Genomic DNA, 15,823 nt, shown 5'->3' with positions numbered 1-15,823 from the left:
GCAATCCCTCAACTGACTGCTAGCGATTTATCGGAAAAGCATGAACGAAATTTACGTTTGGCCATTACAATAAGTAATAAATGGATTCTTAGGATAGAAAGCTATTTAAGGCAGAGGCGAGAGCTGCGGCCGCGTCTTTTCCGCCTACTTCGAATACAACATCGGCCTGCTCAGAGAGGCCTCCGACATTGGATGCAATAACGGGCGTACCGAGCTGTGTCGCCAACGCAAGAACTCCACTCTGACTGGCCACTTCATAAGGACAAACGACGACAGTGCTCACCATTATAAGTGCTTGAAAGTCGACAGAATCTAAGTAGGAATCGATTACTATGCGCTCGTGATGACTAGCAAGTGCAAAATTCCGTATAGACTGCACTGCCCCTTTATCTTGGCCAGCAAAAACTAAAGTTAAAGGATTCGAGATAGAACTGGCGGCTTCCAGGAGAAGTTCGGGATTCTTATCCTCTCTTAGTTGACCTATGAATGCGACTACGGGCCTGCCTGAAGCGCCGACGCGCTCCTTCCATTCCTCAATAGTGGCTGGATCAACTTTTAGGAGATACTGCCAAAGGCGACGCCGCTCCAATATGCGCACATTGTCGAACTTATTTATTTCTGCATCGACGAACACAACGACCCTAGAGGCAAGGCGCAATGCCCATCTCATTAACTCAATTTCCATTTTGCTATTATTCCGCGAAAAACTATTATGCGGGACAAAAGTTGTCTTGTGCCCACCTAATTTTGGAATAATCACAAAAATAGTATAAATACCCTTTCCGAAAAGTCCCTGCACCTCCCACTCCCCCGGACGTCGCAACATGGACACAAATAGATGAGGCAGCATGAATGCCAGCACCCAGAAAAGGGACGCTACCGCTCTAAGCCCGCGCGGTCCCATGCGTTGATATCTCATACAATGGCAATACGCTACATTTTCAAATGCGGGCGTCAACTCGGCATCTTTGGCTGTATGAATAACTACTTCTGAATATTTGTCATAAGTTCCATTCTGGATCGCGCCGAGAACGTGTTGATAAACACCTCCTCGGCCCCCAGGTTCGACTATATGCAGCAAATCAGCATTCTTTTCCATTCAGCCATAGTATCTGGTGACAGGTCGCAGCAGCTCGCGCCACGCCGTCAGCGTGCCAAAATCATAGCTCTCGCTCGGAGCACCGATATAATCCCATGTAGGTGTAATTTCCACCCTCATCTTTAACGCTAAGCAATTAGGAAATTCGCCTTAGTGTACTTGCATACTAGTTTGTCAACGTTACCACGTTACTTACCAATTCCACTCGCACACTTCTGCAAATTTGGGATAGGAAACAACCTATGGACATCGTACATGGAGTTACCGTTTTTTCATGGAACCCTCGGTTATCAGTTGGTTCTGGGCCTTTGTGGAGCAGAATCCCTAAGAGAGGAAGAGTTAATAACTTTGGAGACCTTCTCGGTCCTATTATTGTAAGAGAAATCATATACCAGTATTCGAACAGCCTTCCTGCTCGAAAGCCTTCTCCTGGGAAACAACGGCTGCTCAGCGTTGGATCAGTTCTTCATTTCGCATAGCGCGGTGACATAATTTGGGGAACCGGAGTCAATGGAAAGTTTCTACCGCCTAAAAATCGTATAGACCGCTTAGACATACGAAGCGTTCGCGGTCCTCTGACTGCTAATTTTCTTCGTCAACACGGGGTGTCGACGCCTTCGATTTTTGGCGATCCCGGGCTTCTAATACCCCGCCTTTTTCCAGAAGTTGCGTCCTGGGCTAGCGTAAAGAATTCACAATATTTGTTAATTCCTAACCTCAATGACTACAAGACGTGGTTTGGGGGTGCCCGATCCGCCAATGTACTCAACCCAACCTCCGATGTTTGGCACTGCATCCGGTCCATAGCAGCAAGTGAATTAATCATAGCCAGTTCCCTGCACGCCTTGGTGTTAGCGGACGCACTGGGCATCCCAACCATTCCGGTCTCATCTCTATCAGAGCCTCCATTCAAATACAGGGATTACTACGAAGGCACCGGTCGGAAAATGCCAGACTTTGCCAGCTCCTTGCGGGAAGCCTTTAGCATGTCTCCTGTAGACCCACCCTGTAGCCTACCATTGGAATCAATTGTTAGCGCTTTTCCCTGGGATTTGTGGGGCGGAGGCCGATAAGTCTTGAATCGGCGCGTATCTTTTGGGAGAGTCGTGAGTATTTGTAAGTTCTAATACTGCACATTCTCTTACGAATTCTTGCACTTAGTCTTTTCCGAACAGGGTCGAGACACTTCGAGACTCCATTTCAAAATTAGCTTTTTAGACACCCGCCGCCTTTCTACAATGTGTCCAGATGATAATTAGAGTTATTCCGTAGGTTTTGCGGACTCGTCACTTGCCACGCCCCGGGGACTGGACGCATGTCTCTGGAGCAGTTGATCGAAGTTCATATAAGCTTGGGGGGCTGGCGTGACCAGAGTCGGTGACACCGTGCTCAGTCGCTAGTCCCCCGCCCTCAGATGGACTGCGGATCCGAAGAGATGACCGGCTAATTTTTTAGGAGAATGATGGAGCACACTGACGCGGAGCGGCAGGCCCCCGCGCTCGACGCGAGGGACCTGCTCCGGCTGGTGCGGAACCACTGGCGCGGCATCACGCTCATCACGCTGCTGTCCACCCTGCTGGCCCTGGGCTGGACGCTGCTGCAGCCGAAGGTCTACTCGGCGACCGCCTCCGGGCTCGTCGTGACCGTGGGCGAGCAGGACCTGGCCAGCGCGCTGGCGGGCGAGAACCTCGCCCAGTCCAAGGCCGTCTCCTACGAGTCGCTGGCGACGTCCCGGCCCGTGGCCGAAGCTGTCGTCGACGAGCTCGGTCTCGACGCCACGCCCGAGCAGGTACTGCAACGTGTCACCGCCAACGTTCCTTTGGACACCACCGAGATCCGGGTGACCACCGAGGCACTGGACCCGACCGAGTCGGCGGACCTCGCCAACGCGTGGGTCGTGGCCCTGGCCGAGCAGGTCCAGGAGCTGGAGACCGGGGGCGACGACGAGGACGCGATCAACCGCGTGGCCGTCCAGCCGCTGAGCAACGCCTCGCTGCCGCTGGCCCCCTCCTCCCCCAACACGAAGCTCAACCTGGCCCTCGGGCTCGTGGGCGGGCTCGGCCTCGGGTTGCTCTACGCGTTCGCCCGCTGGAAGATGGACCGCCGCATCCGCTCCGTCGAGGAGGTCCGCGAGACCTTCGGCACCCCGGTGCTGGGCATCATCCCCGAGGACGACCGGCTCGCCGACCACCGCGAGATCATCGAGACCGGCACGTCCGGCGGCCGCGGCCACCACGCGTTCTCCGAGGCGCTGCGCGAGCTGCGCACCAACCTCAGCTTCGTGTCGGTGGACGCGCCGCCGCGCGTCGTCGTCGTCACCTCGTCGATGCCCGGTGAGGGCAAGTCCTCGATCACCGCGAACCTCGCGGTGGCGATCGCCTCGACCGGCCGGGACGTCGTGGTCGTGGACGGCGACCTCCGCCGCCCCGTGATGACCGAGCTGTTCGGGCTGGTCCCCGGCGTGGGCATCACCGACGTGCTCGTCGGCGAGGCCGAGGTCGACGACGTCCTGCAGGTCTACGACAAGTTCCCGAACCTGCAGGTGCTCGGCGCCGGGCGCACCCCGCCCAACCCCACCGAGCTGCTCGCCTCCCAGGCGATGCGCACCATGCTGGCCGGGCTCGCCGAGGACGCCTTCGTGCTCGTCGACGCTCCCCCGCTGCTGCCCGTCACCGACGCCGCCCTGCTCACCGCCTCCGCCGACGGCGCCCTCGTGGTCGCCACGGCCCAGGGCACCACGGTGGACGAGCTCGGCAAGGCGCTGGGCAACATCGAGCAGGTGCGCGGCCGCGTGCTGGGCGTGGTGCTCAACCACGTGCCGACGACCGGGGCCGACGCCGGCTTCTACGGCTACTACGGGAAGTCCTACTACGCCTCCGACGACTCCGGGGAGGACGCCCCCGAGGCGCCCCTCCGGCCGGCGAAGGAGATCCCGGCCGCCGGCACCGCTGCTCCTGCTGCCGCCGCGCCGGACACCGGCTCCACCGCCGTTCTGGATACCGAGTCCCCCGCCGACCCGGCGGTCTCCGACCTGCCGGCCGACGAGGCCGAGCGCTTCGACCTCGCCGCGTGGCAGCGCCCGGGCAAGGGCACGCACCGGGCCTGACCGTTTCCGCACCGCTCCGCCAGGGGCGCCCTCCACTCGGGAGGGCGCCCCTGGCGCTGTTCGTGCTCCGCCTCCGGAGACCGAGCGGACGCTGCGGTCGGCGCCCGGGATCGGCACCCCCGGAGCCCCGGCGTCACGGGGACAGTCGCACGCTCGTCAGGGAGTGGCCGAAGCCCACGATGTCCTCGTGGCCGTCACCGTTCACATCGCCGAGCAGGCGGGGGTAGCGCTCCGGGGTCCAGCCGGCGTCCCAGCCGAACTCGCCGTTGTACTGCCCCGGGCTCTGGAGGTTCTCCTCCCCGCCGAAGGCCGCCCACGTGCCGGCGTTCGCGAAGCCGACCACGTCCTGGATCCCGTCCCCGGTGACGTCCGCCAGGTGCCGCGGGTGCCGGTCGACCCGCCACCCCTGGGCCACCCCGAAGTCGGCGGCCTCCAGGCGCGAGGGGTAGAAGTTGATGTTGCGCGGCAGCGTGGGGATGGAGCGCGCCACGACCACGCCCCGGTCGCCGAAGCCGACGACGTCGGCCCGCCCGTCCCCGCTGACGTCCCCCACCGTGCGCGGGTGCCGGTCGACCCGCCACCCCTGGGCGACCCCGAAGTCGCGGACCTCCAGTGCGGGTGCGGTGAACGTGCCGTCGGCCCGCCCGTAGGACATCCACACGCCGCCGGCGCCGAACCCGACCACGTCGGCGACGCCGTCGTCGTTGACGTCGACAACCTCCCGCGGGTGCTGGTCGGTCCGCCACCCCTGGGCGGTGCCGAAGTCGCGGAGCGCGAGGACCGCCGGGGTGAACGAGTTGTTCGTCCGGCCGTAGGCCACCCGCACGCCCCCGTAGCCGAAGCCGACGACGTCCTCGATGCCGTCGCCGTTGACGTCGGCCACGTGCCGGGGCGTGCGCTCGGGCGTCCAGCCCTGGACCCAGCCGAAGTCGTCGATCGCCTGCGCGGCCGGGGTGAAGGAGCCGTCGGCCCGGGCGTAGGAGACCTGCACACCCTTGGAGCCGAAGCCGATGAGGTCGTCGCGGCCGCCCCCGTTGACGTCCCCGGTGGTCCGCTCGCTCTCCGACCACCCCTGGCCGGTGCCGTAGTTGTGGATCGCGAGCACCGGCGGGGCGAGCGTGCCGTCGGCCCGGCCGTGGGCGACGAACGTCCCGGGGTCCCCGAAGCCGACGACGTCCGCCCGTCCGTCCCCGTCGATATCGGCCAGCTCCCGCTCGTGCTGGTCGACCCGCCACCCCTGCGCGTAGGTGAAGTACGGCTGCGCGGCCGCGTGCGCGGGTGCCGCCGCCCCCAGGCCAGCCACCGCGAGCGCGGCCGCAACCGCCCCCGTGATGAGCTTCGACTGCGGTGAACACGTCATGACAGACCCCCGTGTTGCGGTGAACCCCCTGGTCACACGGCATTGTGCTCCGTGGTTCGGGGCCTTGTGGGTGTGCGACCGAATAAGACCGTTCGGGCCACGAGGACACACGGAACAATGCGCACGTGATGTGGGGCCTCCCACACCGATCCACCCGTGGAACGCGTACAATAGTGCGCGTTGAGGAGGTGGACCATGCAGCTGCAGAACCCGCTGCGCGCCATCTGCCCCACGCTCGAGGCCGACATCCTGCTGGCGCTGGCTGAGGGGTCCCGCTGCACTCCCGGCGCGCTCGTGCGCGAGCACGGTGTCGAGGCCTCGGTCTCAGGGGTCCGGCGTTGCCTGGAACGGCTCGAGGAGGGAGGCGTCGTCGAGTCCTCCCGTCGTGGCAACCGCGTCGAATATGCACTCAACACGGATCACCTGATGGCCGGCCTCGTCCTCTCGGCCTCGGCGGCCAAGGAGCAGTTCGTCCGGTTCCTGGCCGACCGCATCTCCCGCTGGAGCACCCCACCTCTGCAGGTCGTGCTGTTCGGGTCGGCGGCGCGCGGTGACATGCGCCCGGACTCCGACATCGATCTGCTCGTCGTCGTCCCGGACGGGGCTTCGGACGAAGTCTTCGAGGCGGTCGGTGACCTCGCCGTGGAGGCCTACCGGCTGACGGGCAACGACGTCCGCCCGATGGTCTACGAGGCGTCCGAGGTCGAGCCGGCGCCGATCTTCGACTCGGTCCTCCGCGACGGCGTGCACGTCTTCGGGAACGAGCAGTGGCTCTCCCACCGCCTCCGCACCGCGGCGGCTGCTGAGGCGACATACAACGAATCCTGACCGTCACCGTCTTCTGCCACGGTTGTCCTGCGCTCACCATGGAGTTCCGGAGTCCGAGGAGTCGCGATGTGGAGCTTTCGTGGCCTGACGGCCATCGGCCTGTTTCTGTTCGGCACGACCTTCTGGTGGATGACGTCCGTGATGGCCGGGCGCACCCCTCCCCCGGCCGGCCGGCTGTGGACCGCCACCAACGTCCTGGCGTACCTGGCGATCGCCGGGTTCTCGGTCACCGCGTGGGCGGTGTACAAGCAGCACGCCTGGTGGGACACGGCCGCGGTGGTGTCGGGGGTGGTGGGGATCCTCGCCGTCGTCCCGTTCGCGCTCGCCCAGCGCCGCCTCGAGGTGGGGCTGGGCGACATGGGCGTGCAGATCAACCTCTGGCTGCACCTGCTCGGCAGCGCCGCGGTGCTCGCGGCCGCGCTCGTGCCGGCCGTCCACGCGTGGGTCGCGGACCACCTCGATGCGCCCGGCTGACGCGTCGCTCCTGCGGGCGCACCGGAGCCGGCCGTGAGCACGGTCCACGACGTCCCCACCCGTTCCCGAGCCGGGGCGGGCCGGTGGTGGCGGGGGCGACGGCGGGGCGCCGTCGTCGTCCTGGTCGTCGTGGCCGCCGCCGGGCTGGTCACCGGGGTGGTGCTGCCCCGGGGGCCGGTGACGACGGCGCAGTCGGTGACGGTGCTGCTGGTGTGCGCGGCCCTGGGTCTGCTGGTGGGGCTGCGGACGGCCTCGCGGTGGTGGGTGCTGCTCGCCCCGGCGGTCTTCGCGGCGACGTTCGAGCTGGCCCGGGTGCCGGCGAGCGGGCCGACCGTGGACGGGATCCACCTGGGAAGCGTCTACGGGGTCATCGCCCTGCTGGCGGGCCAGGGCTTCGACACGGTGGTGATGTACGTGCCGCTGGCCGTGGGCGTGGTGTGGGGCCGGATCGTCGCACGGCGGACCGTCCGGGACGCCCCTGGGCACAGGCTCTCGGCCGGCGGGTGGCTGCGGTTCGCCGGTGCCGTGGTCGCGGCCGCGCTGGTCCTGGTCCTCGCCGCCGGGCTGCTGCGCCCGGCCACCACGGCCCCGATCGCCGGGCCCGACGGCGAGCCGCTGCCGGGCAGCGTGGCCGAGCTGACCACGGTGGAAGTCGGCGGGCACGAGCAGGCGCTGATGCTGCGCGGGGCCGACGCCGACAACCCGGTGCTGCTCTACCTCGAGGGCGGGCCCGGCGGCACGGGCATCGGCCGGATGCGAATGGCCGGGGAATCCCTCGAGGAGGACTTCACGGTGGCGGTGTGGGACCAGCGCGGCACCGGCAAGTCCCTCTCGGTGCTGGAGCCCACCGCCACGCTGACGGTCGAGCAGATGGTGACGGACACCCTGGCCGTCACCGACCACCTGCGCGAGCGCTTCGGGCAGGAGCGGATCTACCTGGTGGGCAGCTCCTGGGGCTCGACCCTCGGGGTGCTGGCGGTGCAGCGGGCACCGGAGAAGTACCACGCGTACGTCGGCGCCGGGCAGATGGTGGACCAGCAGGAGACCGACCGGCGGATGTACGCCGAGTCCCTGGCCTGGGCGGAGCGGACCGGGACCGAGAATCTCGCCGCGCGGCTGCGCGCCAACGGCCCCCCGCCCTACGAGGACGTGCTCGCCTACCCCGACGCGCTCTCGGCCAACCCGGAGTACCGGGATTTCCCGCACGGGGAGGACTACGACCTCGCGAGCGAGTATCCGGCGTCCCTGTTCGTGCCGGAGTACACGCTCACCGAGCAGGTCCGCGGCATGGGCGGGATCCTCGACACGTTCGCGGTGCTCTACCCGCAGCTGCAGGCCGCGGACTTCCGCCGCGACGTCCCCGCGTTGGAGGTCCCGGTGTTCGTGGTGGAGGGCGCCCACGAGTCCCCCGGGCGGGCCGACCTCGCCCGCGAGTGGTTCGACCAGCTCGAGGCGCCGGTCAAGGAGTGGGTGGCTTTCGACCGCTCCGGCCACACCCCGCACTTCGACGAGCCCGGCCGCTTCCACGAGTTCCTGGTGAGCACCGTCCTGCCGCGCACGGGCGGCTCAGGCTGAGCCGGAGCGGAGCACCCCCCGGCGGACGAGCTCGAAGAGCGGCGCGGAGAGGGCATTGGGCACCCAGTAGGGCCACGGCAGCGCCGGGCACAGACCCAGTACCCACGCCTGCGCCCAGCGCAGGGCCCCGTTCACCCGGCGCCCGCGCAGCAGGTGCCAGCCGACGACGGCCTCGAACGCCACCGTGGCCAGCACGAGCGGCCGGGCCACCGGCACGAGCGCGTCCAGCATTCTCCGGTAGGGCGGCAGCCACGCGCCGTCGCGGAACCAGGCCACGAGGTCAGTGGCCCGGCGCACGGTGTACACGGCGTTGAGCACGGCCGAGCCGGCGAAGTAGACCCCAACCGCCCGGGTGGCCCAGCCCCAGGCTCGGCACCGGGTCGTTCGATCTGACATGCCGTCCATGGCCGCTCCTCCACGCCGGGATGTCGTTCCGTGACGACACCGCTCCCCCGCACCGTCGACCGCCGGGGCCGCCCATTCCAGCACGGGCGGGCAGGCCGGCTCCACGACGGCGGCCATCATGACGAGGAGGCCGGCGCCGCGCACCAGGTTCCCTGACACGGTGCCTCGCGGGCGCACCCACGCCGGTCAGTGCCGAGGCCGGGCCCGGCGTCGTCGCCCGGCCGGGGGACAGCGCAGGCGCCCTCATCGCTGCTGGAGGCCGTATCGACGCTTGTGGGACGGCACATGCCGCCGTCTTTGACTTTCGTGAACGCCCTCCGGAGGATCGGTCGGGGCGCAACGCCGGTCGACGGCCGGCCGATCCGACGGCTCCGGCGCCGTCGGGGGTCCCGCCCGGGCGCAGGACAGACCTGTGCCGACCATCCAGGGGGATCGATGACCACGAAGTTCACGCACGCAGCTCTCGGCGCACTCGGCGCGGGGGCGCTCCTGTTCGCAAGCATGAGCTCGGCCTCCGCGGCCCTGCCGTACGCCTCCTCGGAGTCCTACGACACCGTCAGCTGCAACAGCATCGGGGCCACGCAGTACTGCCACGCCGCCACCGGCACCCGCAGCGGCCACGCCAACCCGGCGGGACGCGGGCTGAACAAGGACAAGTACGAGGGCGTCCACACCACGACCGTGGACGGCGAGCTGGTCCGGGAGCAGAGGTTCAGCAAGAAGGAGATCACCGCCTGGGACATCCCGTGGGGACAGGTCTTCCACATCGTCGAGAAGGGCACCGTCACCACCCCGGACGGGGAGTGCCGGTACCACTCGGTCTCCCACTCCTCGAACTCGGAGGTGCGGGCCAACCACTACAGGAGCACCTGCGACTCCTGAACCGCTGCGCCTGCGGGGCCTGGACACGAGACTCCGTGTCCGGGCCCCGCGGTCGTTCAGCGGTCCACCGAGGCCAGGAAGCCGCGGGAGCGCTCACGCAGGCCTTCGATGAGGCCCTCGACGTGGGCGTCCATGTCGAAGCCCTTGTACGGCATGGGCGGGCGCTTGCGGACGTTGGCCGAGCACTGGAAGTCCTCGCAGATCAGCGTGCCCACCGTGGAGCCCGCGCGCCCGGCGGCGCCGGCGCGCCTGGCCACCCAGAGGACCACGGGGTGGGGCAGGCGCACGTCCTGGCACCAGGCGCACAGCGCCTGCTTGCCCGTGCCCGCGCGTGCGGCGGTCTGCACGACGATGCCCTTCGGTCCGTCCTCGGTGGGGACCACGGCGTAGCCGCGCCGCGGGGACTGCGGGTCGCGCCAGCCCAGGTAGTCCAGCCGGTCCCAGTCGAGCGTGTCGAGGCCGGGCGGCAGTGGCAGGCGGGCGGCGTCCTTGCGGGAGCAGTTGAGGAAGCTGGAACGGATCTGCTGGTCGGTCAGCGGAAGCATGGAGAAGTCCTTCGGATGTTCTGGGCGGCTCCCCGCCCGCGGGCGGCGCGGCGTCGGCCGGACCGTCGCCGGCACGGCTGGGAAGCCCGGAGCGGGAGCACAGGAGGGTTCGGCGGCAGCAGCCGCGCGAAGGGTCGGTGGCGAGGAGGCGCTCGGCGGTCGCCCGGAACGAATTCCGGGGACGGGCAGGCGCCTCGGGCACGGATCAGCAGGATCTCGGCCCGCACCGGATCGTTCAGCGCGCAGCCCGGTGACGGGTTCTCCTGGTGCAGGACGACGGCGTCGCGGCGCTCAGCGCGGTGCGGTTCCGGGGCGGTGCCGGCCGGGGATCCGGTCGGCGACGGCTATCTGCGGCCGGCGGGGAAACCGCCGGCGTCCTCCTGGATCCTCGCAGCGCCACTGACGGGGACAGGGAGCATCGCCGTTCGCGCCGCTCGCACCTGTTCGCCCATGCGGAGCATCCTACGCCCCCTCCGTCCGCAGCCGGGGCGGCACGGACGGCCCCGGGCGTCATGACCGGCGCGTTCGCCGTCGTCCCCTGACGGCTCCCGCACCGCAGGCCTACGGTGGGACCGGGACCGCCGGCCCGGACGAGGCCGCCGGCGGGACCCGGTCCCGGCGCGGGGCCGACCCACAGGCGGAAGGACGGACCATGAGCGAGCACTCCGAAAGCGTTTCCGACGGCGAGCGCATCGTCGTGGGCGTGGACGGCTCCGAGCACGCCAAGCACGCGCTGCGGGAGGCCGCGCGCCTGGCCGAGGCCCTGGACCTGCCGCTGGAGGTCGTCACGTGCTGGCAGGACGTGACGCTCGCCGCGGGCGCCTACGGCTACATCCCCTCCCTGGACCCGGAGGACGTGCGCACCGGCAGCCAGAAGATGGTCCAGGACGTGCTGGAGGACGTCTTCGGGGAGGACCGCCCACAGGGCCTGCGGGTCCGGCTGTGGCACGGGCGTCCCGCTGAGGCCCTCATCAAGGCGAGTGAGGGGGCGCGGATGCTCGTCGTCGGCTCCCGCGGCCACGGGGGCGTCGTGGGGATGCTCCTCGGGTCGGTCAGCTCCGCCGTGGTCTCCCACGCCTCCTGCCCGGTGCTGGTGGTCCACCGCTGACCGGAGGTCCCATGGTCCTGTGCGGCCTCCCGACCGGCGGCCGCCGACCGGCCGCGGCGGCCGCGCTCAGGGCCGCGCCGGCGTCTCCGGGCCGGGGTCGGCGACGGGCAGGACCACCTCGTTGCGGCGCAGGAACGGCGGGGTGAAGGGCGGGTTGAATCGCGCGAAGCGGGCCGCTCCGGCCGGCACGAGGCCGGCCGCCCGCGCTTCCTGTTCGAGGCGCCGGCGGTGCCGCTCGTAGGAGCGACGGGTCCACCGGCCGCGGTAGCGCAGCACGGCGGCGTGGGCCGCCGGCTCAACCCGGATCCGCACGGCCGGGTCGGCGGGCACCGGTGCGGTCGCGGCCGTGAGGGAGGCGGGCAGGACGAAGGCGACGACGTGGGCGTCGGCCGTCTCCACCTCCCCGCCGGAGACGGAGCGCTGCCACACGGGGGCGGTCATGGCGATCTTCCGCGACCCACCCTGCTCCTGGACGACCGGGGCGGTCATCGCGATCTCCCGGCGCTCCCGGTTGTTGTCGCTGATGTAGCGGAACAGGGCGTCGAAGGCGCTGTTGCCCGCCCGCTCGAAGGACCCTCCGACCTCGACCTCCGCGAGCACGTGCTCCGGGTAGTGCCGCAGCTCGAAGGCGGGGTACCGGCGCACCGTCGAGTACGGCTGCTGCTCGACCATGACGGCACCGTACGCCGTGCCGCCGCTGCCCGGAAGAGGCGGCGCCGCACGTCATGAACCGTCCGGCGGGCACGGCCCCTTACGGCACCGGCGGCGGGTGCCTACCGTGGAACCGGGCCCACCGGCGAGGGGGAACCGCCGGCGGGACCGGGTCCCGGCACGGGACCGCCGCACGGGTGGAAGGACCGACCATGACCGAGCACACCGACAGCACCGCCGGCGGCGACCGCGTCGTCGTGGGGGTGGACGGCTCCGAGCACTCGAAGCGGGCGCTGCGGGAGGCCGCGGCCCTGGCCGAGGCGCTGAACCTGCCGCTGGAGGCGGTCACGTGCTGGCGCGACCTCAGCGAGTACGCGGTCTACGAGGGCCGGATCCCGGAGCAGCTGACCCCCGAGGCCTTCCGCGCCACCGCCGAGCGGATGCTCGAGGGCGCCCTCGAGGACGTCTTCGGCGAGGACCGCCCGATGACCCTGCGCACCCGGCTGCACCACGGCCGTGCCGCCGAGGCCCTCATCGAGGCCAGCGAGGGCGCCCGGATGCTGGTCGTCGGATCCCGCGGGCACGGCGGGGTCATGGGACGGCTGCTGGGCTCGGTCAGCTCCGCGGTGGTCTCCCACGCCCACTGCCCGGTGCTGGTGGTCCGGTCGTGACCGCCCGCCGGCGCGCCCCCGGCCCCGGGCCGGCCCGGTGAGCCGCCCGACGACGGACCCGGGAAGCGGGTCGGCCACCCGGGCCGGGAGGGTCGGCCCCATCCTGACCGTCACGGTGAACCCGGCCCTGGACCTGAGCACCTCGACCGAGCAGGTGGTCAGCGGCCACAAGCTGCGCTGCGGCCCGAGCCGGCTCGACCCCGGGGGCGGGGGCGTGAACGTCGCCCGGGTGGTGCGCCGCCTGGGCGGGAGCGCCCTGGCCCTGCACACCGCGGGCGGTGCCGCCGGGGAGGCCTACCGCCGGCTGCTCGAGGCCGAGCGCGTGCCCACCGTGGTCGTGCCGATCCGCGGGGAGACCCGCGAGAACGTCACGGTCGACGAGACCTCGACCGGCCGGCAGTTCCGCTTCGTGCTGCAGGGCCCCGAGCTCGCCACGGAGGAGTGGCAGTCGTGCCTGGAGGCGGTGACCGAAACGGTTCCCGCGGGCGGCTTCGTCGTCGCCAGCGGCAGCCTCCCGCCGGGGGTCCCGGAGGACTTCTACGCCCGGATCGCCCGCACGGCCCGGGAGCACGGGGCGCGGTGCGTCGTGGACGCCTCCGGTCCCGCGCTGGCGGCGGCGCTCGCCGAGGGGGTCTTCCTCGTCAAGCCCAGCCGGCGCGAGCTCGAGGCCCACGTCGGCGCGACCCTCGACTCGGAGGCCCGCCAGGTCGAGGCGGCCGCCGCCCTGGTCGCCGACGGCTCCGCCGAGCACGTCGCCCTGACCCTCGGGGAGGCGGGCGCCGTGCTCGCGTCCCGGTCGGGCGTCGAGCGCCTGGCGGTGCCGCCGGTGCGGGTGGTCAGCACCGTGGGCGCCGGCGACAGCTTCCTCGGGGCCTTCGTCCTGCGGCTCTCCCAGGGTCGTTCCCCCGCGGCGGCCCTGCGCGCCGCCGTGGCCGCCGGCAGCGCGACCGCGATGACCCCGGCGACCGAGCTGTGCCACCGGGCCGACGTCGAGCGCCTCGAGCACGAACTCCTGGAGACGGCCGGGCGATAGCCCCGGCGCGGCTCCGGCAGGCACGGGCGACGGCCGGCACGCTCACCGGTCTGCTCGCGCCGGCCGCGTGCACCGGCGAGGGCGTCCGCCTACCGCCGCCGGAACCCGTCCGAGATCGGACGCCCCCGCGTGGTGTCCCGCACCCGCTCAGGAAGCAGCCGCGGGACGAGCCGGACGAGGACGATCATCCCGACCAGCTCCACCAGCGTCTGGGTGACGACCACCAGCGGGGTCAGGGCCAGGGCCTCCGGGAGGGCCAGCGCCAGGGGCAGGACGACGAGGGAGTTGCGGGTGGCGCCGGTGAACACCAGCGCCCGCGAGGAGCGCACGTCCAGGCGGGCGGCGCGGGCGGTGAGCAGCCCGATGGGGACCATGAGCACCAGGAACGCGACGTACAGGGGCACCACGGCCACCAGGGTGCCGAGCTGCTCCCCCACCCCGCGCACCTGCGAGGCGATCACGGTGAACAGGGTCGCGACCATCAGCGGCACCATCGCCGCGGCCGTGGACGACTCGACCACCCGGGCCGCGGCCGCGCGCGGGGCGGCCCACTGCACGGCGGCGGCCGCGGCCAGCGGCAGCAGGATGAGCACCACGAACGCCTCGGCGAACGGGGCGAGCTCCACGAGCCCGACCGTCTCCGCCCCGGCGAAGGCCCACAGGTACGCGGGCAGCAGGAGCATCTGGGCGAGCATCAGCAGCGGTGCCGCGGCCAGCAGCCGGTCGGCCGTACCCCCGGCCAGCCCGCAGAAGACGATGACGTAATCCACGCACGGGGTCAGCAGCACGAGCAGCACCCCCAGCAGCAGCGCCTCCTCCCCCGCCACGAACCGGGACAGGACGAGGACGACGACGGGCACGAGCACGAAGTTCAGCACGAGCACCGTGGCCAGGAAGCGCAGGTCGGCGAAGGCCCGGCCGATCGCCGTGAACGGCACGGCCAGGAACGTGGCGAACAGCAGCAGCCCCAGCACCGGGGTGATCGCCGCCTCGAGGGCGCCGGCCCCGGGGATCCACCACCCGGCGGCGAGCCCGGCGACGATGGCAGCCAGGTACAGCCCGACCTGGTGCCGCTCCAGCCACGCGACCGCTGTGCTGCTCACCCGTCCACCCTACGGCCCGCCGCGCGGGCCCGGTGCGGGGCCTCAGGCCTGCGGGTCCACGACCCCCACGGCAACGGCCAAGTCCTGCCAGGACATCCCCACGCCCTTGAACACGTTGGGGGCGTCCTCCCGGCGGGCCACCGCCCCGGTGACCACCTGCCGCAGCGGCACCGGGGCGCTCTCCTCGAGGGTTCCCTCCGCGACGGCCAGGACGACGTCGCCGGCCTCCCGCAGCGCGGTCGCCACGTCCTCGACCACTACCAAAGACCGGCCCACGAGCCCGGCGTCCAGCTCGCGCCGGTCGGCCTCGTGCGAGCCCATCGCCACGACGCACGCGCCGTCCCGGACCAGGGACCCGTCGAAGAGCGGCTCGGCCGCCGAGGTCGCGCACACCACGATGTCGGCCCCGGCCACGTCCTCGGCCGTGCCCGCCGCGAGCTCGGTGTCCAGGTCGGCGAGCTCCGCGAGGACGGCCCGGACCCTCTCGGGGCGGCGCCCGACGACCATGACGCGGGCGAGCTCGCGGATCGCGGCGAGCGCCCGGACGTGGCCGACCGCCTGCGGGCCCGTGCCGAAGACCACCAGGTGGGCGGGGCCGGGCGGGGCGAGGGCGTCGGCGGCCACGGCCGAGACGGCCGGGGTGCGCAGGACGGTGAGGGCCGAGCCCTCCAGCAGGGCACGGACGGTCAGGGTCTCGGTGTCCATCAGGACGTAGACCGCCTGGATGCGGGGCAGGCCCCGGTCCGGATTGCCCGGGGCCACGGAGGCGACCTTGACCCCGGTCCACGCCGAGATGGTCGAGGGCATCAGGAGCAGGTGCCCGGTGCCGGCCGGCGTGCTGATCCGGCCGGGGTCCGCCGCGGGGTCGAAGCCCTCGAGCAGTGCCTTCTCCAGCAGCCGCCGGGCGCGGTCGGCCGGGACCCGCTCGGTGACCTGCGCGGCGGTGTACCAGGTGGGCTGGACGTCGGTCATGGGGCGGCCTC

Annotated in this window: 16 protein-coding genes; 9 read left to right on the top strand and 7 right to left on the bottom strand. The window is 70.1% G+C overall.

Annotation, left to right across the window (positions count from 1 at the left end; genetic code table 11):
- Positions 1-88 precede the first annotated feature (88 nt).
- Positions 89-1,099: a glycosyltransferase gene (locus LQU92_RS06805; protein WP_230779238.1), complete on the bottom strand. Its 1,011-nt coding sequence runs from the start codon at positions 1,097-1,099 to the stop codon at positions 89-91.
- A gap of 488 nt (positions 1,100-1,587) precedes the next feature.
- Here LQU92_RS06805 and LQU92_RS15375 point away from each other — a divergent pair, with 488 nt between their 5' ends.
- Both LQU92_RS15375 and LQU92_RS06800 read left to right on the top strand, forming a co-directional pair.
- Entirely contained in the window at positions 1,588-2,172 is a 585-nt protein-coding gene (locus tag LQU92_RS15375; RefSeq protein WP_374229666.1) for a polysaccharide pyruvyl transferase family protein, read from the top strand.
- Between the two features lie 389 nt (positions 2,173-2,561).
- Positions 2,562-4,205: a polysaccharide biosynthesis tyrosine autokinase gene (locus LQU92_RS06800; RefSeq protein WP_230779235.1), complete on the top strand. Its 1,644-nt coding sequence runs from the start codon at positions 2,562-2,564 to the stop codon at positions 4,203-4,205.
- Positions 4,206-4,338: 133 nt separating this feature from the next.
- Here the strand turns inward: LQU92_RS06800 and LQU92_RS06795 are convergent, their stop codons facing one another.
- Positions 4,339-5,565: a VCBS repeat-containing protein gene (locus tag LQU92_RS06795; RefSeq protein WP_230779232.1), complete on the bottom strand. Its 1,227-nt coding sequence runs from the start codon at positions 5,563-5,565 to the stop codon at positions 4,339-4,341.
- A gap of 195 nt (positions 5,566-5,760) precedes the next feature.
- On the opposite strand from LQU92_RS06795, the gene LQU92_RS06790 reads away from it, so the two are divergent.
- From LQU92_RS06790 to LQU92_RS15255, 3 genes are all read left to right on the top strand, one after another.
- A complete protein-coding gene (locus LQU92_RS06790) occupies positions 5,761-6,393 on the top strand; it encodes a nucleotidyltransferase domain-containing protein (RefSeq protein ID WP_230779230.1) in 633 nt (210 codons plus the stop codon).
- 66 nt (positions 6,394-6,459) lie between these two features.
- Complete coding sequence (locus tag LQU92_RS06785; protein ID WP_230779227.1) at positions 6,460-6,867, top strand: hypothetical protein; 408 nt, start codon at positions 6,460-6,462, stop codon at positions 6,865-6,867.
- Between the two features lie 33 nt (positions 6,868-6,900).
- The gene (locus LQU92_RS15255) at positions 6,901-8,442 is read left to right on the top strand and encodes an alpha/beta fold hydrolase (RefSeq protein WP_230779224.1); all 1,542 of its coding nucleotides are present in this window, start codon (positions 6,901-6,903) and stop codon (positions 8,440-8,442) included.
- Here LQU92_RS15255 and LQU92_RS06775 read toward each other — a convergent pair.
- Positions 8,434-8,847 carry a hypothetical protein gene (locus LQU92_RS06775; protein ID WP_230779221.1) on the bottom strand — a complete coding sequence of 138 codons (414 nt, stop codon included), beginning with the start codon at positions 8,845-8,847 and terminating at the stop codon, positions 8,434-8,436. The genes LQU92_RS15255 and LQU92_RS06775 overlap by 9 nt on opposite strands.
- A 435-nt stretch (positions 8,848-9,282) precedes the next feature.
- Here LQU92_RS06775 and LQU92_RS06770 point away from each other — a divergent pair, with 435 nt between their 5' ends.
- Positions 9,283-9,729 (top strand): hypothetical protein, encoded by a 447-nt coding sequence (locus tag LQU92_RS06770; RefSeq protein WP_230779218.1) that lies wholly within the window; start codon positions 9,283-9,285, stop codon positions 9,727-9,729.
- Between the two features lie 56 nt (positions 9,730-9,785).
- Here LQU92_RS06770 and LQU92_RS06765 read toward each other — a convergent pair whose 3' ends face one another.
- The gene (locus LQU92_RS06765; RefSeq protein WP_230779215.1) at positions 9,786-10,274 is read right to left on the bottom strand and encodes an FBP domain-containing protein; all 489 of its coding nucleotides are present in this window, start codon (positions 10,272-10,274) and stop codon (positions 9,786-9,788) included.
- 652 nt (positions 10,275-10,926) lie between these two features.
- Here LQU92_RS06765 and LQU92_RS06760 point away from each other — a divergent pair.
- Positions 10,927-11,382, top strand: a complete 456-nt coding sequence (locus tag LQU92_RS06760) for a universal stress protein (RefSeq protein WP_230779213.1) — start codon at positions 10,927-10,929, stop codon at positions 11,380-11,382.
- A gap of 66 nt (positions 11,383-11,448) precedes the next feature.
- Here the strand turns inward: LQU92_RS06760 and LQU92_RS06755 are convergent, their stop codons facing one another.
- Positions 11,449-12,054, bottom strand: coding sequence for a heme-binding protein (locus tag LQU92_RS06755; protein ID WP_230779210.1), 606 nt, complete (start codon positions 12,052-12,054; stop codon positions 11,449-11,451).
- Between the two features lie 191 nt (positions 12,055-12,245).
- Between LQU92_RS06755 and LQU92_RS06750 the strand changes: the two genes are divergently transcribed.
- Together LQU92_RS06750 and LQU92_RS06745 are read left to right on the top strand one after the other, a co-directional pair.
- Complete coding sequence (locus tag LQU92_RS06750; RefSeq protein ID WP_230779207.1) at positions 12,246-12,704, top strand: universal stress protein; 459 nt, start codon at positions 12,246-12,248, stop codon at positions 12,702-12,704.
- A 37-nt stretch (positions 12,705-12,741) separates the two neighbouring features.
- Positions 12,742-13,737: a 1-phosphofructokinase family hexose kinase gene (locus LQU92_RS06745; RefSeq protein ID WP_308071594.1), complete on the top strand. Its 996-nt coding sequence runs from the start codon at positions 12,742-12,744 to the stop codon at positions 13,735-13,737.
- An 89-nt stretch (positions 13,738-13,826) separates the two neighbouring features.
- Here LQU92_RS06745 and LQU92_RS06740 read toward each other — a convergent pair whose 3' ends face one another.
- Both LQU92_RS06740 and LQU92_RS06735 read right to left on the bottom strand, forming a co-directional pair.
- Positions 13,827-14,840, bottom strand: coding sequence for a bile acid:sodium symporter (locus LQU92_RS06740; RefSeq protein WP_230779201.1), 1,014 nt, complete (start codon positions 14,838-14,840; stop codon positions 13,827-13,829).
- 42 nt (positions 14,841-14,882) lie between these two features.
- Entirely contained in the window at positions 14,883-15,812 is a 930-nt protein-coding gene (locus LQU92_RS06735; RefSeq protein WP_230779198.1) for an ornithine cyclodeaminase family protein, read from the bottom strand.
- Between the last annotated feature and the right edge of the window lie 11 nt (positions 15,813-15,823).

This window comes from Kocuria sp. LUK (genome assembly GCF_021012935.1).
In the GTDB taxonomy this organism is placed as follows: domain Bacteria; phylum Actinomycetota; class Actinomycetes; order Actinomycetales; family Micrococcaceae; genus Kocuria; species Kocuria flava.
This window is presented reverse-complemented; position numbering and strand designations above follow the sequence as displayed.